At 61.8% G+C, this 16,145-nt stretch carries 15 protein-coding genes and 3 pseudogenes; 6 read left to right on the top strand and 12 right to left on the bottom strand.

Annotated features, from left to right (window positions below; translation table 11 throughout):
- Positions 1–105 precede the first annotated feature (105 nt).
- Complete coding sequence (locus AB5Y89_RS11260; protein ID WP_010672405.1) at positions 106–762, top strand: OmpA family lipoprotein; 657 nt, start codon at positions 106–108, stop codon at positions 760–762.
- A gap of 138 nt (positions 763–900) precedes the next feature.
- Here the strand turns inward: AB5Y89_RS11260 and AB5Y89_RS11255 are convergent.
- The 5 genes and pseudogenes from AB5Y89_RS11255 to tusA all read right to left on the bottom strand — a co-directional run.
- Positions 901–990 (bottom strand): annotated as a pseudogene (locus AB5Y89_RS11255) (endoribonuclease L-PSP); the annotation flags it as partial.
- A gap of 28 nt (positions 991–1,018) precedes the next feature.
- Positions 1,019–1,108: pseudogene (locus AB5Y89_RS11250) on the bottom strand (endoribonuclease L-PSP); the annotation flags it as partial.
- 28 nt (positions 1,109–1,136) lie between these two features.
- Positions 1,137–1,226 (bottom strand): annotated as a pseudogene (locus tag AB5Y89_RS11245) (endoribonuclease L-PSP); the annotation flags it as partial.
- A gap of 28 nt (positions 1,227–1,254) precedes the next feature.
- On the bottom strand, positions 1,255–1,602 hold the full coding sequence (locus AB5Y89_RS11240; protein WP_045522565.1) for a RidA family protein: 348 nt from the start codon (positions 1,600–1,602) through the stop codon (positions 1,255–1,257).
- An 18-nt stretch (positions 1,603–1,620) separates the two neighbouring features.
- Positions 1,621–1,866, bottom strand: a complete 246-nt coding sequence (tusA, locus tag AB5Y89_RS11235) for a sulfurtransferase TusA (protein ID WP_010672408.1) — start codon at positions 1,864–1,866, stop codon at positions 1,621–1,623.
- A gap of 281 nt (positions 1,867–2,147) precedes the next feature.
- Here tusA and AB5Y89_RS11230 point away from each other — a divergent pair, with 281 nt between their 5' ends.
- Positions 2,148–2,339 carry a hypothetical protein gene (locus AB5Y89_RS11230; protein WP_010672410.1) on the top strand — a complete coding sequence of 64 codons (192 nt, stop codon included), beginning with the start codon at positions 2,148–2,150 and terminating at the stop codon, positions 2,337–2,339.
- Between the two features lie 44 nt (positions 2,340–2,383).
- On the opposite strand, the gene AB5Y89_RS11225 is transcribed toward AB5Y89_RS11230, so the two are convergent.
- The 6 genes from AB5Y89_RS11225 to AB5Y89_RS11200 all read right to left on the bottom strand — a co-directional run bounded on the left by AB5Y89_RS11225 (position 2,384) and on the right by AB5Y89_RS11200 (position 11,747).
- Positions 2,384–3,640: an ABC transporter substrate-binding protein gene (locus tag AB5Y89_RS11225; protein WP_039041362.1), complete on the bottom strand. Its 1,257-nt coding sequence runs from the start codon at positions 3,638–3,640 to the stop codon at positions 2,384–2,386.
- A 3-nt stretch (positions 3,641–3,643) separates the two neighbouring features.
- The gene (locus tag AB5Y89_RS11220) at positions 3,644–5,089 is read right to left on the bottom strand and encodes an ATP-binding protein (protein WP_010672412.1); all 1,446 of its coding nucleotides are present in this window, start codon (positions 5,087–5,089) and stop codon (positions 3,644–3,646) included.
- 113 nt (positions 5,090–5,202) lie between these two features.
- Complete coding sequence (locus AB5Y89_RS11215) at positions 5,203–5,925, bottom strand: response regulator (RefSeq protein WP_010672413.1); 723 nt, start codon at positions 5,923–5,925, stop codon at positions 5,203–5,205.
- A gap of 347 nt (positions 5,926–6,272) precedes the next feature.
- A complete protein-coding gene (gene fadA / locus AB5Y89_RS11210) occupies positions 6,273–7,457 on the bottom strand; it encodes an acetyl-CoA C-acyltransferase FadA (protein ID WP_235676434.1) in 1,185 nt (394 codons plus the stop codon).
- Entirely contained in the window at positions 7,458–9,605 is a 2,148-nt protein-coding gene (gene fadB / locus AB5Y89_RS11205) for a fatty acid oxidation complex subunit alpha FadB (RefSeq protein ID WP_368223785.1), read from the bottom strand.
- Between the two features lie 204 nt (positions 9,606–9,809).
- Entirely contained in the window at positions 9,810–11,747 is a 1,938-nt protein-coding gene (locus tag AB5Y89_RS11200; protein ID WP_368223784.1) for an acetoacetate--CoA ligase, read from the bottom strand.
- Between the two features lie 196 nt (positions 11,748–11,943).
- On the opposite strand from AB5Y89_RS11200, the gene pepQ reads away from it, so the two are divergent.
- Genes pepQ through hemG form a run of 4 tightly spaced genes read left to right on the top strand, consistent with a single transcriptional unit; the run spans position 11,944 to position 15,909 of the window.
- Positions 11,944–13,266, top strand: coding sequence for a Xaa-Pro dipeptidase (gene pepQ / locus AB5Y89_RS11195; RefSeq protein ID WP_043156014.1), 1,323 nt, complete (start codon positions 11,944–11,946; stop codon positions 13,264–13,266).
- Positions 13,266–13,883, top strand: a complete 618-nt coding sequence (locus AB5Y89_RS11190; protein WP_010672418.1) for a YigZ family protein — start codon at positions 13,266–13,268, stop codon at positions 13,881–13,883. The genes pepQ and AB5Y89_RS11190 overlap by 1 nt, the downstream gene beginning before the upstream one ends.
- 36 nt (positions 13,884–13,919) lie before the next feature.
- A complete protein-coding gene (locus AB5Y89_RS11185) occupies positions 13,920–15,377 on the top strand; it encodes a TrkH family potassium uptake protein (protein ID WP_048209300.1) in 1,458 nt (485 codons plus the stop codon).
- A 7-nt stretch (positions 15,378–15,384) separates the two neighbouring features.
- Positions 15,385–15,909 (top strand): menaquinone-dependent protoporphyrinogen IX dehydrogenase, encoded by a 525-nt coding sequence (hemG, locus tag AB5Y89_RS11180; RefSeq protein ID WP_029313439.1) that lies wholly within the window; start codon positions 15,385–15,387, stop codon positions 15,907–15,909.
- 12 nt (positions 15,910–15,921) lie between these two features.
- On the opposite strand, the gene AB5Y89_RS11175 is transcribed toward hemG, so the two are convergent.
- The coding region (locus AB5Y89_RS11175) for a hypothetical protein (RefSeq protein ID WP_368223783.1) at positions 15,922–16,145 on the bottom strand (224 nt) is incomplete at its 5' end.

Raw genomic sequence — 16,145 nt, 5'->3', positions numbered from 1 at the left:
TTTGCCCCCTGCCCATCTTCGCAATGCGCGCGTCACACTCTGGCGCCTCTCTGGGTTAGAATGCGCGGCTATCGGCTAGAGTCGTTCTTTTTCAGAGGTTTTTTCATGCATTTCAAGAAACTGGTTCCTGCACTTGCCCTGACCGTCGCCATCACTGGCTGTACCACCAACCCCTATACCGGTGAATCCCAGACCTCCAAGGGCGCCTGGGGCGCGTTGGCGGGTGCGGCGACCGGCGCAGCTGTGGGGGCGCTCTCCTCCAGCAAGGGCGACCGCAAAAAGGGCATCCTGACTGGCGTCGCCGCCGGTGCGGCCCTGGGTGGTGGTATCGGTTACTACATGGATGTGCAGGAAGCCAAGCTGCGCGAGAAGCTGCAAGGCACCGGCGTCAGCGTGACCCGCAACGGTGATCAGCTGATCCTCAACATGCCGAACAACGTCACCTTCGACAGCTCCAGCGCCCAGCTGAAAGCCGCCGGTGCCAACACCCTGTCCGGCGTGGCCCTGGTGGTTGCCGAGTTCGACAAGACCCGTCTGAACGTGGTCGGTCACACCGACAGCACCGGCTCCCGCGAGCTGAACATGAAGCTCTCCCGGGATCGCGCCGATGCCGTCGCCGCCCAGCTGATCGGCCAGGGCGTGTCCGGCAGCCGCATCGCCATCAGCGGTGTGGGCCCGGATCAGCCGGTGGCCAGCAACAGCACCGCCGAAGGCAAGGCCCAGAACCGTCGGGTGACCATCACCCTGACCCCGACCGCCTAAGCGGTCCGGTTCGATGCCATGAAAAAGGCCCCGCCAGCGATGGCGGGGCCTTTCTATTGGCGCCGGTGCGTGCCCTGTGCTCCTTGCCCCCTTCTCCCCTTGCGGGAGAAGGGTCGGGGATGAGGGGATAACCGCCTCTTAGACAGCGGCAGTGAGCTGTACTTCCACCCTGTAGCCTTCGTGGGCGAGGCGGGCCTGCACGCAGGCGCGGACCGGGGCTGTGTCGGCATCAGGGGAGCCAGGCATCCCGCTTGGTTTAGACAGCGGCTGTGAGCTGCACTTCTACCCTGTAGCCTTCGTGGGCGAGGCGGGCCTGCACGCAGGCGCGCACGGGGGCTGTGTCTGCATCAGGGGAGCCAGGCATCCCGCTTTGTTTAGACAGCCGCAGTCAGCTGCACTTCCACCTTGTAGCCTTCGTGGGCGAGACGGGCCTGCACGCAGGCGCGAACGGGGGCTGTGTCTGCATCAGGGGAGCCAGGCATCCCGCTTTGTTTAGACAGCCGCAGTCAGCTGCACTTCTACCCTGTAGCCTTCGTGGGCCAGACGGGCCTGTACACAGGCGCGGACCGGGGCTGTGCCTGCCGGGATCCAGGCATCCCACTGCGCGTTGAAGGCGGCGATGTCTTCAATGTCCTTGAGATAGATGTTGGCCATCAGGATCCTGTCGACGCCGGAACCGTTGGCTTCCAGCAGACGCTGCAGGCTTTCCAGCACTTCACGGGTCTGCTGGTGGATGTCGGCGGTCTCGGTGGCGGGCACTTCCACCACGTAGAGGGTGCCGTTGTGGATGACCACATCAGACCAGCGCTGGGTGGTCCCGATACGGGTAATGGTTGTCATGTTTGCTCCGGTACGGGGTTATTGACCCTTGCGGATCAGGTAGCGGTAAGGGGCCTGCTCAGTCTCGCTGGCGACCAAGGTGTGGTCCATGAAGCGGCAGAAGCTGGGAATGTCGCGGGTGGTGGAGGGGTCGTCGGCGCTGACCAGCAGGGTCTCCCCATCCGCCATCAGCCGCACTTTCTTGCGAACCATCATTACGGGTTCGGGGCAACGAAGCCCGATTGCGTCCAGCTCGTGGGTCGCATTGCAGAATACAGTACTCATGAATAATCAACCTTCAGCCGCACCTTCTTGCGCGCCATCGTCACGGGCCCGGGGCAACGAAGCCCGATTGCGTCCAACTCGTGCGTTGCGCCGCAGAATAAAGCACTCATCAATAATCAACCTTCAACCAATTCGGCCAGCAATGATACTCACGGCGAAAAAATAATCAAACCACGGGGCGGTTATGCAGCATATGCTACCAAAATGTGAACCGGCTCTACCCAGGCTTCGCTCGATGAGTAATATAAAAATTGAACCATATTCAACAAGGAGGTGTGAATATGCAGGTCTCCTACGGCAGATTGCAAGCCTACGCAGGCATGGGGTTCTTGTCGTTCGCCATGATAGTGCTGGGCAGCCCGATCGGTAATACCGGTACCTGGTTCGGCTCCATGGTGATGATAGGGCTGGGGCTCTGGATCGAGCTCAGTGACTACTACGACGAGGATGAGGACGAGAACGATCCCTCCTGAGAGCCTGGCTCTCGGCACTCAAAGGCGGACGATGTCCGCCTTTGTCATTTCTGCTCCGCGCCTGAACGGGTCGAGCGCATGGCGCGTTCCAGCTGCTGCGCCGTCTGCTCGGGGTTGGCCCTGGCGTCGTTGAAGAAGCTGCTCAGCACATCCATGATCCCCTGGCGCATGTTGGTGGGCACCGCCATCCCCTCCGCCATGCTGGGCAGCAGGTTGTCCTGTTGCTCGGCGTGGAGGAAATCCTGATAGGAGCGGATGGCGCAGCGATCGAACTTGCTCATGTCCGGCTTGATGAGCGCCGGGATGGAGCCCTTCACCCGGTTGAACTCCTCCTGAAAGCGCGGCGTCATCAACAGCCTGGCCAGCTCGCCCTGGGCCTGCAACTGGGCGGGATCCCGCTGCTTGAACATGGCGATGGAGTCGAGGTTGTAGCTGAACAGCCCCTGGCTGCCCGGGCTTGGCAGGCACTCGATATCCTCGCCGGGGCGGTAGTTGCCGGCGCTCAGCTCCCCTTTCACCCAGTCCCCCATCACCTGCATGGCGGCGCCGCCGCTCTCCAGCAGGTTGGTGGCCTGGTGCCACTTCAGGCCGGCGTATTTCTCGGGTACATAAGCGCGCAACTGCTGGAAGCGGGTCAGCACCCGCACCATGTCGGGGCCGGTCAGGGTGGCGCTGTCCTGTTCGAGGAAGGCCTTGCGATAGAAGGTCTTGCCCCCTTCGCCGAGGGCCACCGTTTCGAACAGCACCGCGATCTGCCAGGGTTCGTTACCGATGGCGAGGGGGGTGATGCCCTGCTCCTTGAGCTTGTCCGCCACCGCCACGAACTGGGCCCAGTCGGTGGGGGGCTTGAGCCCCTGTCGCTCGAATACCTTGCGGTTGAGCCACAGCCAGTTGACCCGGTGGATGCCGGTGGGGACCGCCATCAGGGCGCCGTTCTGGCTGAGGGTATCGCGCACCATGGGGGGCAGCTGAGGGTACCAGCCGAGATGCTCGGCCATGGGGGTGAGATCGCGCAGAAAGCCCAGGCTGCCCCACTCGTGCAGCTCGAACCCCTTGAGGTGGGCCGCCTCCGGCGGGTTTGCCGCCAGGGCCCGGCTCTTGAGCACCGTCATGGCGCTCTTGCCGCCCCCCCCCTGTACTGCGAAGTCGTTCCACTGGTTGCCCTGTTCGGCCCACTCGGACTTGAGCACTTCCACGGCCCTGGCCTCGCCGCCGGAGGTCCACCAGTGCAATACCTCCACCTGGGAGGCGCAGACGGGCAGGGAGAGCAGGGCGATGACAGAAAAAGACAACCACTTCATACATTACTGCCTTGGTAGGGAGAGGGTGGCCTGCAGGCCGCCCTGGGGGCGATTTTCCAGCACCAGGTCGCCGCCGTGGGCGTGGGCTATGTTGCGGGCGATGCCAAGGCCCAGCCCGGTGCCGGCGGCATCGGTGCTGAGGCGGTAGTAGGGCTCGAAGATGCGCTCGAACTGATCGTCCGGCAGACCGGGCCCCTCGTCCATGATGAAGAGGATCAGCATCTCCTCGTCATCCATGATGATGATGCGCACCTTCTGGCCGTACTTGATGCCGTTGTCCACCAGGTTGCCGATGCAGCGCTTGAGGGCCAGCAGCTTGCCGCGATAGGGCCACTTGCAGTGGCCCTCGATGGTGAGCAGATCCTCGTGCAGGTTCATGGCCTCCGCCATCTGCTCCAGCAGGGCGTTGACGTCGATCTGCTCGAGGTTCTCGTGAATGTCCGTCTCTTTGACCGTCTGCAGCGCCCCTTTGACCATCAGCTCCAGCTCGTCCAGGTCCTTGTTGAACTTGGCGATCTGCACCTCGTCGTCCAGCAGTTCGACCCGCAGTCGCAGCCGGGTGATGGGGGTCTTGAGGTCGTGGGAGATGGAGCTGAAGAGGCGCTCCCGATCGTCGATGAAGCGGCGAATGCGCTGCTGCATGATGTTGAAGGCGCGGGTCGCCGCCACGATTTCGGAGGCACCCTCCTCTTTGAGGGACGGCTGGTCGATGTCCTTGCCGAGGTTGACCGCCGCCTTGGCGAGGCGACGCAGGGGGCGGGTCTGCCAGCGCACCAGCATGAAGGTGAAGAAGCAGAGGAAGACCGTCATCAGGGCGATGAAACGCACCTGGTTGCTCGGCATCACGGTGTCATCCAGCGTCATGTAGGGGGCGGGCAGCAGGGCCGCCAGATAGAGCCACTCCCCCGGTTCTATCTCGATCTGGGTCACCAGCACCGGCGGATTGATGGGCTCCAGCGACAGGGTGTAGCGGGCCCAGGAGGAGGGGAGATCCGCCAGCAGGGTGTCGTTGTTGAAGACGTGCAGCTCCTCGGGGCGGGAGAAGTCCACCTTGATCGCCATGGCGTCGGAGAGTTTGCGGCTGAGCACCTCCTGCACCTCTTTGAGCACCAGCGTCTTGCGCTCGCTGTCGGGGATGGCGCTGATGTGGATCTCTTCCTCGTTCAAGGAGACGAAGAAGCGGCTGCCCCCCATGTTGCGCAGCTGGTCCAGCGCGATGTGGCGGTATTGCAGGGGCAGGGACTTGAAGAAGTTGACGGTGGAAGCCGCCGACAGCGCCAGGTTGCGGGTGGTGCTGAGCATGCCCTCCAGCTCCCGCTTCTGGATCTGTTGCATCCAGATGCCAGTGAGGATGGTCTGGGAGAGCAGGATGGCGAGCAGCAACAGCAGCAGCATCCGCGACAGCAGGGAACGGGGCACCAGGGCCCGCCAGAACTTCTGCCCCGTCATGGCAGCGTGTGTCTCTTGTCGATCAGCATGGGGTGCTTACCTCTGTGCCTTGCCGTTGCCCCGTGATGGGTCTCTCTTCTGCCCGTTCAAGGTCTCGCCGTAGCGTCTGTCTGTTACGGGATCTCGTGGACTTCGGCGATCAGCATGTAGCCGCTGCCGCGAATGGTCTTGATGATGCGCGGGCTCTTGCCGTTGTCACCCAGCTTTTGGCGCAGGCGGCTGATCTGCACATCGATGCCGCGCTCCATGGGCAGGCTCTCGCGACCGCGGGTGGCGTCCGAGATGGTATCCCGGTCCAGGACCACGCCGGGCTGTTGCAGGAACATGCCGAGCAGCAGGGCATCGCTGCCGGAGAGATCCAGCAGGCTGCCATCTTCGTGGGTCAGCTGGTGGCTCAGGGTGTCCAGGGTCCACTCGGCGAAGCGCAGCCGACGGCTCGGTTCCTTTTCTTTCTCCGGCTGGCGGAATTCGGCGCGGCGCAGCAGCGCCTTGATGCGGGCCTGCAGTTCGCGCGGGCTGAACGGCTTGGCGATGTAGTCGTCGGCGCCAAGTTCCAGCCCAATCACCCGGTCAGCCTCGTCGGAGGCGGCGGTCAGCATGATGATGGGTACCTGGGAGTCGCGGCGGATCTGCTGGCAGAGGGTAAAGCCGTCGTCGCCGGGCATCATGATGTCCAGAATGATGAGGTCCGGGCTGTGCTGGGCCAGTTGTTGGCGCATCTCGTTCCCTTCGGCCGCGGTCAGTACCTCGAAACCAGCCCGGGTCAGGTACTCGTTGAGCAGCTCGCGGATCTCCCGATCGTCGTCGACGATAAGCAGTTGTTTGCTCGTTGACATATGTATGTGCATCCACCCATTTTTTTGTGCAGATTGAACCTGTCGGGGGAGCAAAAAGCAAGCAAGCCCCCCCTCTAATGTGAAGTTATGGGCAATATAGCCTCAGGATTGGCCCCGATCGCGGGAAAAGAATAAAAAAGGCCGACCCAAACGGGCCGGCCAACACGCAGATTCCGACGGCAGGAGCGCACCCCGTGTGGCGCGTTCCACAGACTCGACAGCAGGGTCGGCAGGCCGACCCGGTATTCGTGATGGGGCCGCTGTGCCGGGAAGCAGGGCCGCCTTCTGTCTGTTGTTGCCGCCCCGAGGCGGCGTCCCTGACCGGTGAGCAGTCAGGGGCGATTCACTTACACCCGTTCGAACACGGTGGCGATGCCCTGACCCAGGCCGATGCACATGGTGGCGACTCCCAGGGTGGCGTCCTTCTCTTCCATCAGGTTGATCAGGGTGGTGGAGATGCGGGCACCGGAGCAGCCGAGCGGGTGACCCAGGGCGATGGCGCCCCCGTTGAGGTTCACCTTCTCGTCCACCAGGTCTTGCAGACCCAGATCCTTCACGCAGGGGAGGGACTGGGCGGCAAACGCCTCGTTCAACTCGAACAGATCGATGTCGCCGACGGTCAGCCCGGCTCGCTTGAGCGCTTTCTGGGTGGCCGGCACCGGGCCGTAACCCATGATGGCGGCGTCACAGCCGGCAATAGCCATGGCGCGCACCCTGGCGCGCGGGGTGAGGCCGAGCGCCTTGGCACGGTCCGCACTCATCACCAGCATGGCGGCGGCGCCATCGGACAGGGCCGAGGAGGTGCCGGCGGTGACGGTACCGTTGACCGGGTCAAACACCGGGCGCAGCTGGCTCAGGGTTTCTACCGTGGTCTCCGGGCGGATCACCTCGTCATAGTCGTAGAAGAAGCGGGCGCCGCTGGCGTCGTGCCCTTCCAGCCCAACGATCTCCCTGGCAAAACGCCCTTCCACGGTGGCAGCGTGAGCGCGGCGGTGGGAGCGGGCGGCAAACTCGTCCTGCTGCGATCGGCTGATGCCGTGCAGCTTGCCGAGCATCTCGGCGGTCAGCCCCATCATGCCGGAGGCTTTTGCCACCGACTTGGCCATGCCGGGGTGGAAGTCCACCCCGTGGCTCATGGGCACGTGGCCCATGTGCTCGACGCCGCCGATGATGAAGATATCCCCATCACCTACCTGAATGGCACGGGAGGCATCGTGCAGCGCCTGCATGCTTGAGCCGCACAGGCGGTTGACGGTGACCGCCCCCACCTGTTTCGGGATGCCGGCCAGCAGGGCGGCGTTGCGGGCGATGTTGAAGCCCTGCTCCAGGGTCTGCTGCACGCAGCCCCAGTAGATATCCTCGATCTCGTTCGGGTCGAGGTTGGGGTTGCGCAGCAGGATGGATTTCATCAGGTGCGCGGACAAGTCTTCTGCACGCACGTTGCGGAAGGCGCCGCCCTTGGACCGGCCCATCGGGGTCCGGATACAGTCGACAATGACTACGTCTTTCATGAATGGATCTCCTTTCCGCAATCAGTAGAAGGTGTTGCCCTGGGCGGCCATCTCACGCAAGCGGTCGCTGACGCGGTAGAGCGGGCCCAAGTCGGCATACTGGTCGGCCATGGCCACATAGCGATCCAGACCAATGGTGTCCAGATAGCGGAACACGCCGCCGCGGAAGGGAGGGAAGCCCAGACCGTAGACCAGCGCGATGTCGGCTTCGGCTGGCGTGGCGACTATGCCCTCTTCCAGACAGAGCACCACCTCGTTGATCATCGGGATCATCATGCGAGCAATGATGGCGTCCTTGTCAAAGTCCTGCTTCGGCTTGGCGATGGGGGCCAGCAGCTCGTAGCTGGCTGCGTCGGCCACCTTCTTCGGCTTGCCCTTCTTGTCCTGCTCGTAGGCGTAGAAACCCTTGCCGTTCTTCTGACCGAAGCGGCTGGCGTCATACATTACGTCGATGGCGGTGCGGCCTTCCTTGCTCATGCGCGCCGGGAAACCCTGCGCCATCACGTCACCGGCGTGGTGGCCGGTGTCGATGCCGACCACGTCCAGCAGGTAGGCGGGGCCCATGGGCCAGCCAAACTCCTTCTCCATCACCTTGTCGACGGCGGCGAAGTCGGCGCCGTCGGCGACCAGCTTGTTGAAGCCGAAGAAGTAGGGGAACAGCACGCGATTCACGAAGAAGCCGGGGCAGTCGTTGACCACGACCGGGGACTTGCCCATGGCGGCGGCGTAGGCCACCACGCGGTTGATGGTTTCATCGGAGGTTTGCTCGCCGCGGATGATCTCCACCAGTGGCATGCGGTGCACCGGGTTGAAGAAGTGCATGCCGCAGAAATTCTCGGGGCGCTTCAGTCCCTTGGCCAGCAGGGAGATGGGGATGGTGGAGGTGTTGCTGGCGAGCACGGCGTCTTCGCCGATGATCCCTTCCACTTCACTCAGCACGGCCGCCTTCACTTTCGGGTTCTCGACCACGGCTTCGACCACCACGTCCACATGCTTGACGTTGTCATAGCTAAGGGTCGGCGTGATGGCGGAGAGCACCTGGCCCATCTTGATGCCGTCGATGCGACCGCGCTCGAGCTGGCCGTTGAGCAGCTTGGTGGCCTCATTCATGCCAAGTGCCAGCGCTTTCTCGTTGATGTCCTTCATCACCGCCGGGATGCCTTTGCTGGCAGACTGGTAGGCGATGCCACCCCCCATGATGCCGGCACCCAGCACGGCGGCATGGCCGGTGGCCTTGTTTGCCTGCTTGGCGGCCTTCTTGGCCAGCGCCTTGATGTGCTGATCGTTGAGGAAGATACCGACCAGAGCCTTGGCCACGTCGGTTTTCGCCAATTTGATGAAGGTGGCGGCCTCGGCGGCCAGCGCTTCGTCACGGCCCATGCCAGCGGCGGCTTCCACCGTCTTCACTGCGGCCATGGGGGCCGGATAGTGTTTGCCCGCCACGGCGGCAACCATGCCGGCGGCGGTGGTGAAGCTCATCATGGCTTCCAGTTTGGAGAGGCGCAGCGGGGCCTTCTTGGCGGCGCGGCGGCCCTGCCAGTCCAGCTTGCCCTTGATCGCGTCCTTGATCATCTGCACGGCGGCGCTGTGCAGCGCGTCCGGGGCGACCACGGCGTCGATGGCGCCCACCTTGAGGGCGTCATCGGCACAGTAATCCTTGCCGGTGGTGATCCACTCCAGCGCGTTGTCGGCACCGATCACCCGCGGCAGACGGACGGTGCCGCCAAAGCCCGGCATGATGCCGAGCTTGGTCTCGGGCAGGCCGATTTTGGCCGTGGTGTCGGCCAGCCGGAAATCGGTGGAGAGTATCGTCTCGCAGCCGCCGCCCAGAGCATGGCCCTTGATGGCGGAGAGGGTCGGCACCGGCAGATCTTCGATGGCGCTGAAGATGTCGTTGGCCTTTTTCAGCCAGCCGAGCAGGTCTTCTTGCGGAAGATCGAACAGTTCCAGGAATTCGGTGATGTCGGCTCCGACGATGAAAGCGTCTTTGCCGGAGGTGAGGATCAGACCCTTCAAATCGGCTTGTTGCTGTAATGCGGCGATCGCTTCGCTCAGGGAGAGCAGGGTAGCGCGATCCAGCTTGTTGACTGAACCCGGGGCATCGAACCTCAGCTCGGCAATGCCGTCTTCGAGGTAGCTGACCGTCAGGGTTTCGCCTTGGTAGATCATGAGAGTGTCTCCTTGTTCCCACTCTGTGGGGAATGGTGCTCCTTTATCCCCAGCAGGGGGCGAGGCTCACTATTGATCCAAAAGGAGACATTTTCAACACCTATTTAAAACATTTGTTTAACAGTTATCGAGTAAAAGCTCTTCATCACAAAACGGGTAAAAAAGAGGCGCCTTGCGGCGCCTCCGATGGAGATGAGCGTGGTATCAGCTAGCCAGTTCCGGCCGGTTGCGATACTGGTTCAAGACCTCGGGATCGGCGAGGGCGTGGGTGTTGTTGACGGGGCGGTTGTGCACCACTTCCCGCACCGCCAGCTCCACTATCTTGCCGGACTTGGTGCGGGGGATGGCATCCACCTGCAGGATGCGGGCAGGCACATGACGGGCGGTGCAGTGTCGCTTGATCTGCTGGCAAATCCGCTCACGCAGTCCGTCGTCCAGCTTGCAACCCGCCTTGAGCTTGACGAACAGCACCACCCGCTCGTCCTGTTTCCATTGCTGGCCGATGACGATGCTCTCTTCCACCTCATCGAGTTGTTCCACATAGCGGTAGATCTCGCTGGTGCCGATGCGCACGCCGCCCGGGTTGAGGGTCGCGTCGGAGCGGCCGTAGAACAGAATGCCGCCGGTTGGGGTCAGCTCGATCCAGTCCCCGTGGCACCAGATGTTGTCGAACCGCTCGAAGTAGGCGGCGTGGTATTTGTCGCCGTTCTCGTCACCCCAGAAGTAGATGGGCTGGGCCGGGAAAGGCTTGGTGCAGACCAACTCGCCCTTTTCCCCCAGCACCGGCTGGCCCGCCTCGTTGAATACCTGCACCGCGAGACCAAGGCCGCGCCCCTGGCTCTCGCCGCGATAGACGGGGCTCAAGGGGTTGCCGATGACGAAGCAGGAGCAGATGTCGGTGCCGCCAGAGATGGAGCTGAGCTGCACATCCTGCTTTATCTGCTGGTAAACGTAGTCAAACCCCTCCGGCGACAGCACGGATCCGGTGCTGCAGATCAGCCGCAAGTGCGGCAAGTCGTGGGTCTTGATGGGGGCATAACCCTGCTTGTGCAGCGCATCGAGATACTTGGCCGAGGTGCCGAACAGGGCGACCTCTTCGTCCCGTGCGAGATCCCATAACACGTTGCCATCCGGGTAGAAGGGGGAACCATCGTAGAGCACCAGAGTGGCGCCGGAGGCGAGGGCGCTCACCAGCCAGTTCCACATCATCCAGCCACAGGTGGTGAAGTAGAAGATGCGCTCCCCCGGCTTGATGTCGCAGTGCAACTGGTGCTCTTTCAGGTGTTGCAGCAGGGTGCCGCCAATGCCGTGCACGATGCACTTGGGTTTGCCGGTGGTACCGGAGGAGTAGAGGATATAGAGCGGGTCGTTGAAGGCCATGGGCTCGAAGGCGAGCTGGGCATCATGCTGGCTTGCCAGCAGTTGCTGCCAGTCGTGACCAAGCTGCAGCGGGTTGCCGAGCAGAGGGATCAGCACCGTCTGCTCTATGCTGTCGAGCTGACCGACGACGCTGGCCACCTTGTCCTGAATGTCGATGGCCTTGCCGCCGTAGCGGTAGCCATCCACCGCGAACAGCACCCTGGGACGGGTCTGGCCGAAGCGCTCCACCACGCTGGCCTCGCCAAAATCGGGACTGGTGGAGGTCCAGATCGCGCCGAGGCTGGTGGTTGCCAGCATGGCCACCACGGTTTCCGGGATATTGGGCAGGTAGGCTGCGACCACATCACCCCGGCCTATGCCCTGGCTGCGAAGCCACTGGGCCAGGCGGGCGACCTGATCTGCCAGCTGATGCCAGCTCAGGGTCCGGCTTGGGGCCCCTTCGATGCGGGAGATAATGGCCGGGCTCTCATCCTGACGGCGCAGCAGGTTCTCGGCGAAGTTGAGCTGGCTGTCGGGGAACCAGCGGGCGCGCTGCATATCCTGGCGGTTCTCCGCCACAATGTTGCCAAGTTCGCCCTTGACGCCGCAGTGCTGCCACACCAGGGGCCAGAAGCGGGTGGTCTTCTCCACCGACCATTGATACAGGTCGGCATAGCTGCGCAGTTGCAGACCATGGAAGTGATTGACCTCGGCCATGAACTGGTGGAGGTTGGAGTGCTGCATCCTGTCCTGATCCGGTGTCCACAGACAAAGGTTTTGCATGAGTCGTTCCTGACGGCTGATATCTACTGTCTGTGGGCAGTGTATTGAATTGTTCTTTGTTTGTTAATTGTCTGTTTTATCCTCATAACAAAAAGCCTGTAACCTATGCGTTACCTCACGAAGCGAAAGCCGGGTGGCTCGAGCCTTGATTCGCTTGATGTTATGCTGAAGTCACATTCGCCCGGAGCAGGACGCCATGAGCAGTTACAGCCAACTTTTTGCCCAGCATCTCGACACCCTTCAGCAGCGTACCCGCGACATCCTGCAACAACAGGGTCTTGGCGGTCTCGCTATCCACTCCGGCCAGACTCATCGTATCTTCCTCGATGACCAGGATTATCCCTTCAAGGTGAATCCCCAGTTCAAGGCCTGGCTGCCGGTGCTGGACAACCCTCACTGCTGGTTGCTGGTGGATGGCGTGAGCAAGCCGGTGCTGCTGTTCTACCGGCCGGTGGACTTCTGGCACAAGGTGGCGGAGTTGCCCAACGCCTTCTGGGTCGACTTCTTCGACATTCGCTTCCTGACTCGCCCGGAGCAGGTTGCCGATCACCTGCCGGCCAACAAGCAGGAGTGGGCCTATCTGGGCGGCCATCTGGAAGTGGCCGAGCTGCTGGGACTGGGTCAGCCCAATCCGGAGGCGGTCCTCAACTACCTGCACTACCACCGTGCCTACAAGACGCCCTATGAGCTGGAATGTCTTCGCGATGCCAACCGCATCGGCGTGCGCGGCCACATCGCGGCCAAGGACTCCTTCATGGCGGGGGCGAGCGAGTTCGAGATCAACCTGGCCTACATGAAGGCGGTCGGACAGGGGGCCAATGAGGCGCCCTACGGCAACATTGTTGCCATCAACCGCAATGCGGCCATCCTGCACTACACCCATCTCTCCACCCAGCGGGTGCCGGATGCGGAGCGTTACTCCTTCCTCATCGATGCCGGTGTGGACGTGCACGGTTATGCCTCCGACATTACCCGGACCTGGGCCTGGCGCCGCGGTGAGTTCGCCGATCTGATCGCAGCGCTGGATGCACAGCAACAGGAGATCGTCGACGAGATCAAGCCGGGCCGCCGCTACAGCGAGCTGCACCTGCAGATGCACCACAGGCTGGCGCGCCTGCTGCAAGCCACCGAACTGGTAGACATGTCGGTGGACGAGATGATCCACACCGGGGTGACCAATGTCTTCTTCCCCCACGGTCTCGGCCACTTCCTCGGCCTGCAGGTACACGATGTCGGCGGCTTCATGCAGGATGAGCGCGGCACCCACCTGGCGGCCCCCGAGCAGTTCCCTTATCTGCGCTGCACCCGGGTGATGGAAGTGGGCCAGGTGTTCACCATAGAGCCGGGTCTCTACTTCATCGACAGCCTGCTGGAGCCGCTGCGCCAGGGTGAGCAGGGCAAACGGGTCAACTGGAACAAGGTGGAGGCGCTGCGTCCCTATGGTGGCATTCGCATCGAGGACAACGTGGTGCTGCATGCCAACGGGGTGGAGAACCTGACCAGACAAGCAGGGCTCTGATGGCGACGGATTACCCCATACCGGCAGCCCCGTTGGAGGTGAGCGAAGAGATCAAGAAGAGCCGCTTCATTACCTACATCGCCCACACTCCGACCGTCGAGGCTGCCAAGGCCTGGATCGACGAGATCAAACAGCAACACCCGGGAGCCCGGCATCACTGCTGGGCTTTTGTCGCCGGCGCCCCCCAAGACAGCCAGGTTTATGGTTTCAGTGATGATGGCGAACCCTCGGGCACAGCGGGAAAACCCATGCTGGCCCAGTTGATGGGGGCCGGTCTGGGTGAAGTCGCCGCCGTGGTGGTGCGCTATTACGGTGGAGTGCTGCTGGGGACCGGTGGCCTGGTTAAGGCCTATGGCGGTGGTGTGGGGGCAGCACTCAAGCAACTTGAAACCTGTATCAAGCGTCAGCTGACCTCTTCCGTGATCCAGTGTGACTACACCGACATGGGGGCCGTGGAGTCCCTCATCTCTGCCCATCAAGGGCAGTTGCTGGTGGCCGATTATGGTGCCAGCGTCACCCTTCAGGTAGCGTGGGAGTCTGCACTCTGGGCCCGTATCGCACAGGAATTGACCGACCGGACCCAGGGTCGGGTATCCCTTCGTCCCTTAGATGGCTAGAATCCATCGCTCTTTTAGTCTGAAGAGGGAGCCGGAATGCAGATTCTGAGCATCATTCGTATCGTCGGTCTGCTGGTTGCCCTGTTCAGCTCGACCATGCTGCTGCCCGCGATGGTCGCTTTTGGGTATCGTGATGGCGGTGGTACCGAGTTCGTCAACTCCTTCGTCATAGCCCTCCTGCTCGGCCTCCTGCTCTGGTTCCCCAACCGCCACCAGAAAAAGGAACTCAGGTCCAAGGAAGGCTTCCTCATCGTGGTGCTGTTCTGGGTGGTGCTGGGGAGCGTGGGTGCCGTCCCCTTCATCATCAGCGACGTGCCGAACATGTCGGTCTCGGAGGCATTTTTCGAGTCGTTTTCCGGCCTGACTACCACGGGCGCAACGGTGCTGACCGGGCTGGACAATCTGCCCAAGGCGTTTCTCTTCTACCGCCAGCTGCTGCAATGGCTCGGTGGCATGGGGATCATCGTGCTGGCGGTGGCCGTGCTGCCACTGCTGGGTATCGGGGGTATGCAGCTCTATCGCGCCGAGATCCCGGGGCCCGTCAAGGACAACAAGGTGACCCCGCGCATCGCCGAGACGGCCAAGGCGCTCTGGTTCATCTATCTGTTGCTGACCTCCCTCTGCGCTCTCGCGTACTGGATGGCGGGAATGACGTTGTTCGATGCCATCTGCCACTCCTTCTCCACCTTGTCGGTTGGGGGGTTCTCGACCCACGACGCCAGCATCGGTTTCTTTGACAGCCCGGCCATCAACCTGATCACAGTGGTGTTCCTGTTGCTGGCGAGCGTCAACTTCGCGCTTCACTTCATGGTATTTGCCCACAAGCCGGTGCGCGTGAGCAGCTATCTGCGGGACTCGGAGCTCAAAGTGTTTCTGAGCATCCAGTGCGTGCTGGTGTTGATCTGTTTCGTCTCTCTGCTGTTCCACGGTCATTACGCCACCTGGCAGGAGGCGCTCAACCACGGTCTGTTCCAGGCGGTGTCGCTGGGCACGACCACCGGCTACAGCACGACCAGCTATGCGGAGTGGCCCTCCTTTCTGCCCATGCTGTTGATGTTCTCCGCCTTCATCGGCTGCTGCGCCGGCAGTACCGGGGGGGGCATCAAGGTGATGCGTTTCATGATCTTGTTCCTGCAGGGGATGCGTGAACTCAAACGGCTGGTGCATCCGCGGGCCATCTACACCTTGAAGCTGGGACGCCGCGCCGTACCGGAGCGGATCGTGGAAGCGGTCTGGGGCTACTTTGCCACCTACATCATCCTGTTCTTCATCTTCATGCTGTTGCTGCTGATGACGGGGCTGAACGAAGTGACGGCCTTCTCCGCCGTGGCTGCGGCATTCACCAACGTGGGGCCGGGTCTGGGGGAGGTGTCGGCCAACTTCGGCAATATCTCGGCCACTGCACAGTGGATATTAATCGTGGCCATGTTGTTTGGTCGATTGGAAATCTTCACACTTCTGGTACTGTTTACTCCTGCATTCTGGCGTAGTTGAGGTTGGTATGGACAAGATTTTGGTGCTTTATTCTTCCCGGGACGGGCAAACGCGGAAAATCGTGGATGTCATGCTGGAGGAAATATCAGGATGCGAAGTGGTGATGCACGACCTGCACACCCTGCCCATGTGCAACCTCAGCAAGTATGCCAAGGTGTTGATTGGCGCTTCCATTCGCTACGGTAACTTCCACCCCAGCCTGCTCAGCTTCATACACGCACATCATGAACAGCTGGAAGTAGCCAATGCGGCGTTCTTCTGCGTGAACCTGACGGCACGCAAGCCCGAGAAGCAGACGCCGCAGACCAACGCCTACATGAAGAAGTTTCTGCGCCTCTCTCCCTGGAAGCCTAAAACTCTGGGGGTGTTTGCCGGGGCATTGCAGTACTCCCGTTACAACTGGTGGCAGACCCGCATCATCCAGTTGATCATGAAGATCACCGGGGGCAGCACGGATACCAGCAAGGATCTGGAATTCACCGACTGGGACAAGGTGCGCGGCTTTGCCCGTGAATTTTGGTCAAAAAAGTAACAGTGACGTCATTCAGAGCGGCCAGAGCCCTGCGTAAGTAGGGCTTTTTGTTTGATAAGTAGGCATTCGAGCCATAAATCGGTAAAAAGGACTATTTTTCGCAAAATAGCCCTTGTCATCCCGGCGCGGCTCCCTATAATGCGCCCCTACCAGCACGGCGGAACACGCCGAACTGATGAGCTCGCTTCCTTGTGAAGCCAGCGCCGAAAGAAAAGCGAAAACAATCGCTTGACTTT

This window comes from Aeromonas sp. s4 (assembly GCF_040907855.1).
Taxonomy (GTDB): domain Bacteria; phylum Pseudomonadota; class Gammaproteobacteria; order Enterobacterales; family Aeromonadaceae; genus Aeromonas; species Aeromonas caviae.
Note: the sequence above shows the minus strand (reverse complement) of the source record. Positions and strands in the feature narration are given on the sequence as shown.

What these genes read in the sequence shown, in the direction of transcription:
- AB5Y89_RS11215 (WP_010672413.1), bottom strand. Translation starts at nt 5,925, where the DNA reads ATGTCAACGAGCAAACAACTGCTTATCGTCGACGACGATCGGGAGATC.
- AB5Y89_RS11225 (WP_039041362.1), bottom strand. Translation starts at nt 3,640, where the DNA reads ATGAAGTGGTTGTCTTTTTCTGTCATCGCCCTGCTCTCCCTGCCCGTC.
- AB5Y89_RS11260 (WP_010672405.1), top strand. Translation starts at nt 106, where the DNA reads ATGCATTTCAAGAAACTGGTTCCTGCACTTGCCCTGACCGTCGCCATC.
- AB5Y89_RS11240 (WP_045522565.1), bottom strand. Translation starts at nt 1,602, where the DNA reads ATGACAACCATTACCCGTATCGGGACCACCCAGCGCTGGTCTGATGTG.
- hemG (WP_029313439.1), top strand. Translation starts at nt 15,385, where the DNA reads ATGGACAAGATTTTGGTGCTTTATTCTTCCCGGGACGGGCAAACGCGG.
- AB5Y89_RS11185 (WP_048209300.1), top strand. Translation starts at nt 13,920, where the DNA reads ATGCAGATTCTGAGCATCATTCGTATCGTCGGTCTGCTGGTTGCCCTG.
- pepQ (WP_043156014.1), top strand. Translation starts at nt 11,944, where the DNA reads ATGAGCAGTTACAGCCAACTTTTTGCCCAGCATCTCGACACCCTTCAG.
- tusA (WP_010672408.1), bottom strand. Translation starts at nt 1,866, where the DNA reads ATGAGTACTGTATTCTGCAATGCGACCCACGAGCTGGACGCAATCGGG.
- AB5Y89_RS11190 (WP_010672418.1), top strand. Translation starts at nt 13,266, where the DNA reads ATGGCGACGGATTACCCCATACCGGCAGCCCCGTTGGAGGTGAGCGAA.
- AB5Y89_RS11200 (WP_368223784.1), bottom strand. Translation starts at nt 11,747, where the DNA reads ATGCAAAACCTTTGTCTGTGGACACCGGATCAGGACAGGATGCAGCAC.
- AB5Y89_RS11230 (WP_010672410.1), top strand. Translation starts at nt 2,148, where the DNA reads ATGCAGGTCTCCTACGGCAGATTGCAAGCCTACGCAGGCATGGGGTTC.
- fadB (WP_368223785.1), bottom strand. Translation starts at nt 9,605, where the DNA reads ATGATCTACCAAGGCGAAACCCTGACGGTCAGCTACCTCGAAGACGGC.
- AB5Y89_RS11220 (WP_010672412.1), bottom strand. Translation starts at nt 5,089, where the DNA reads ATGACGGGGCAGAAGTTCTGGCGGGCCCTGGTGCCCCGTTCCCTGCTG.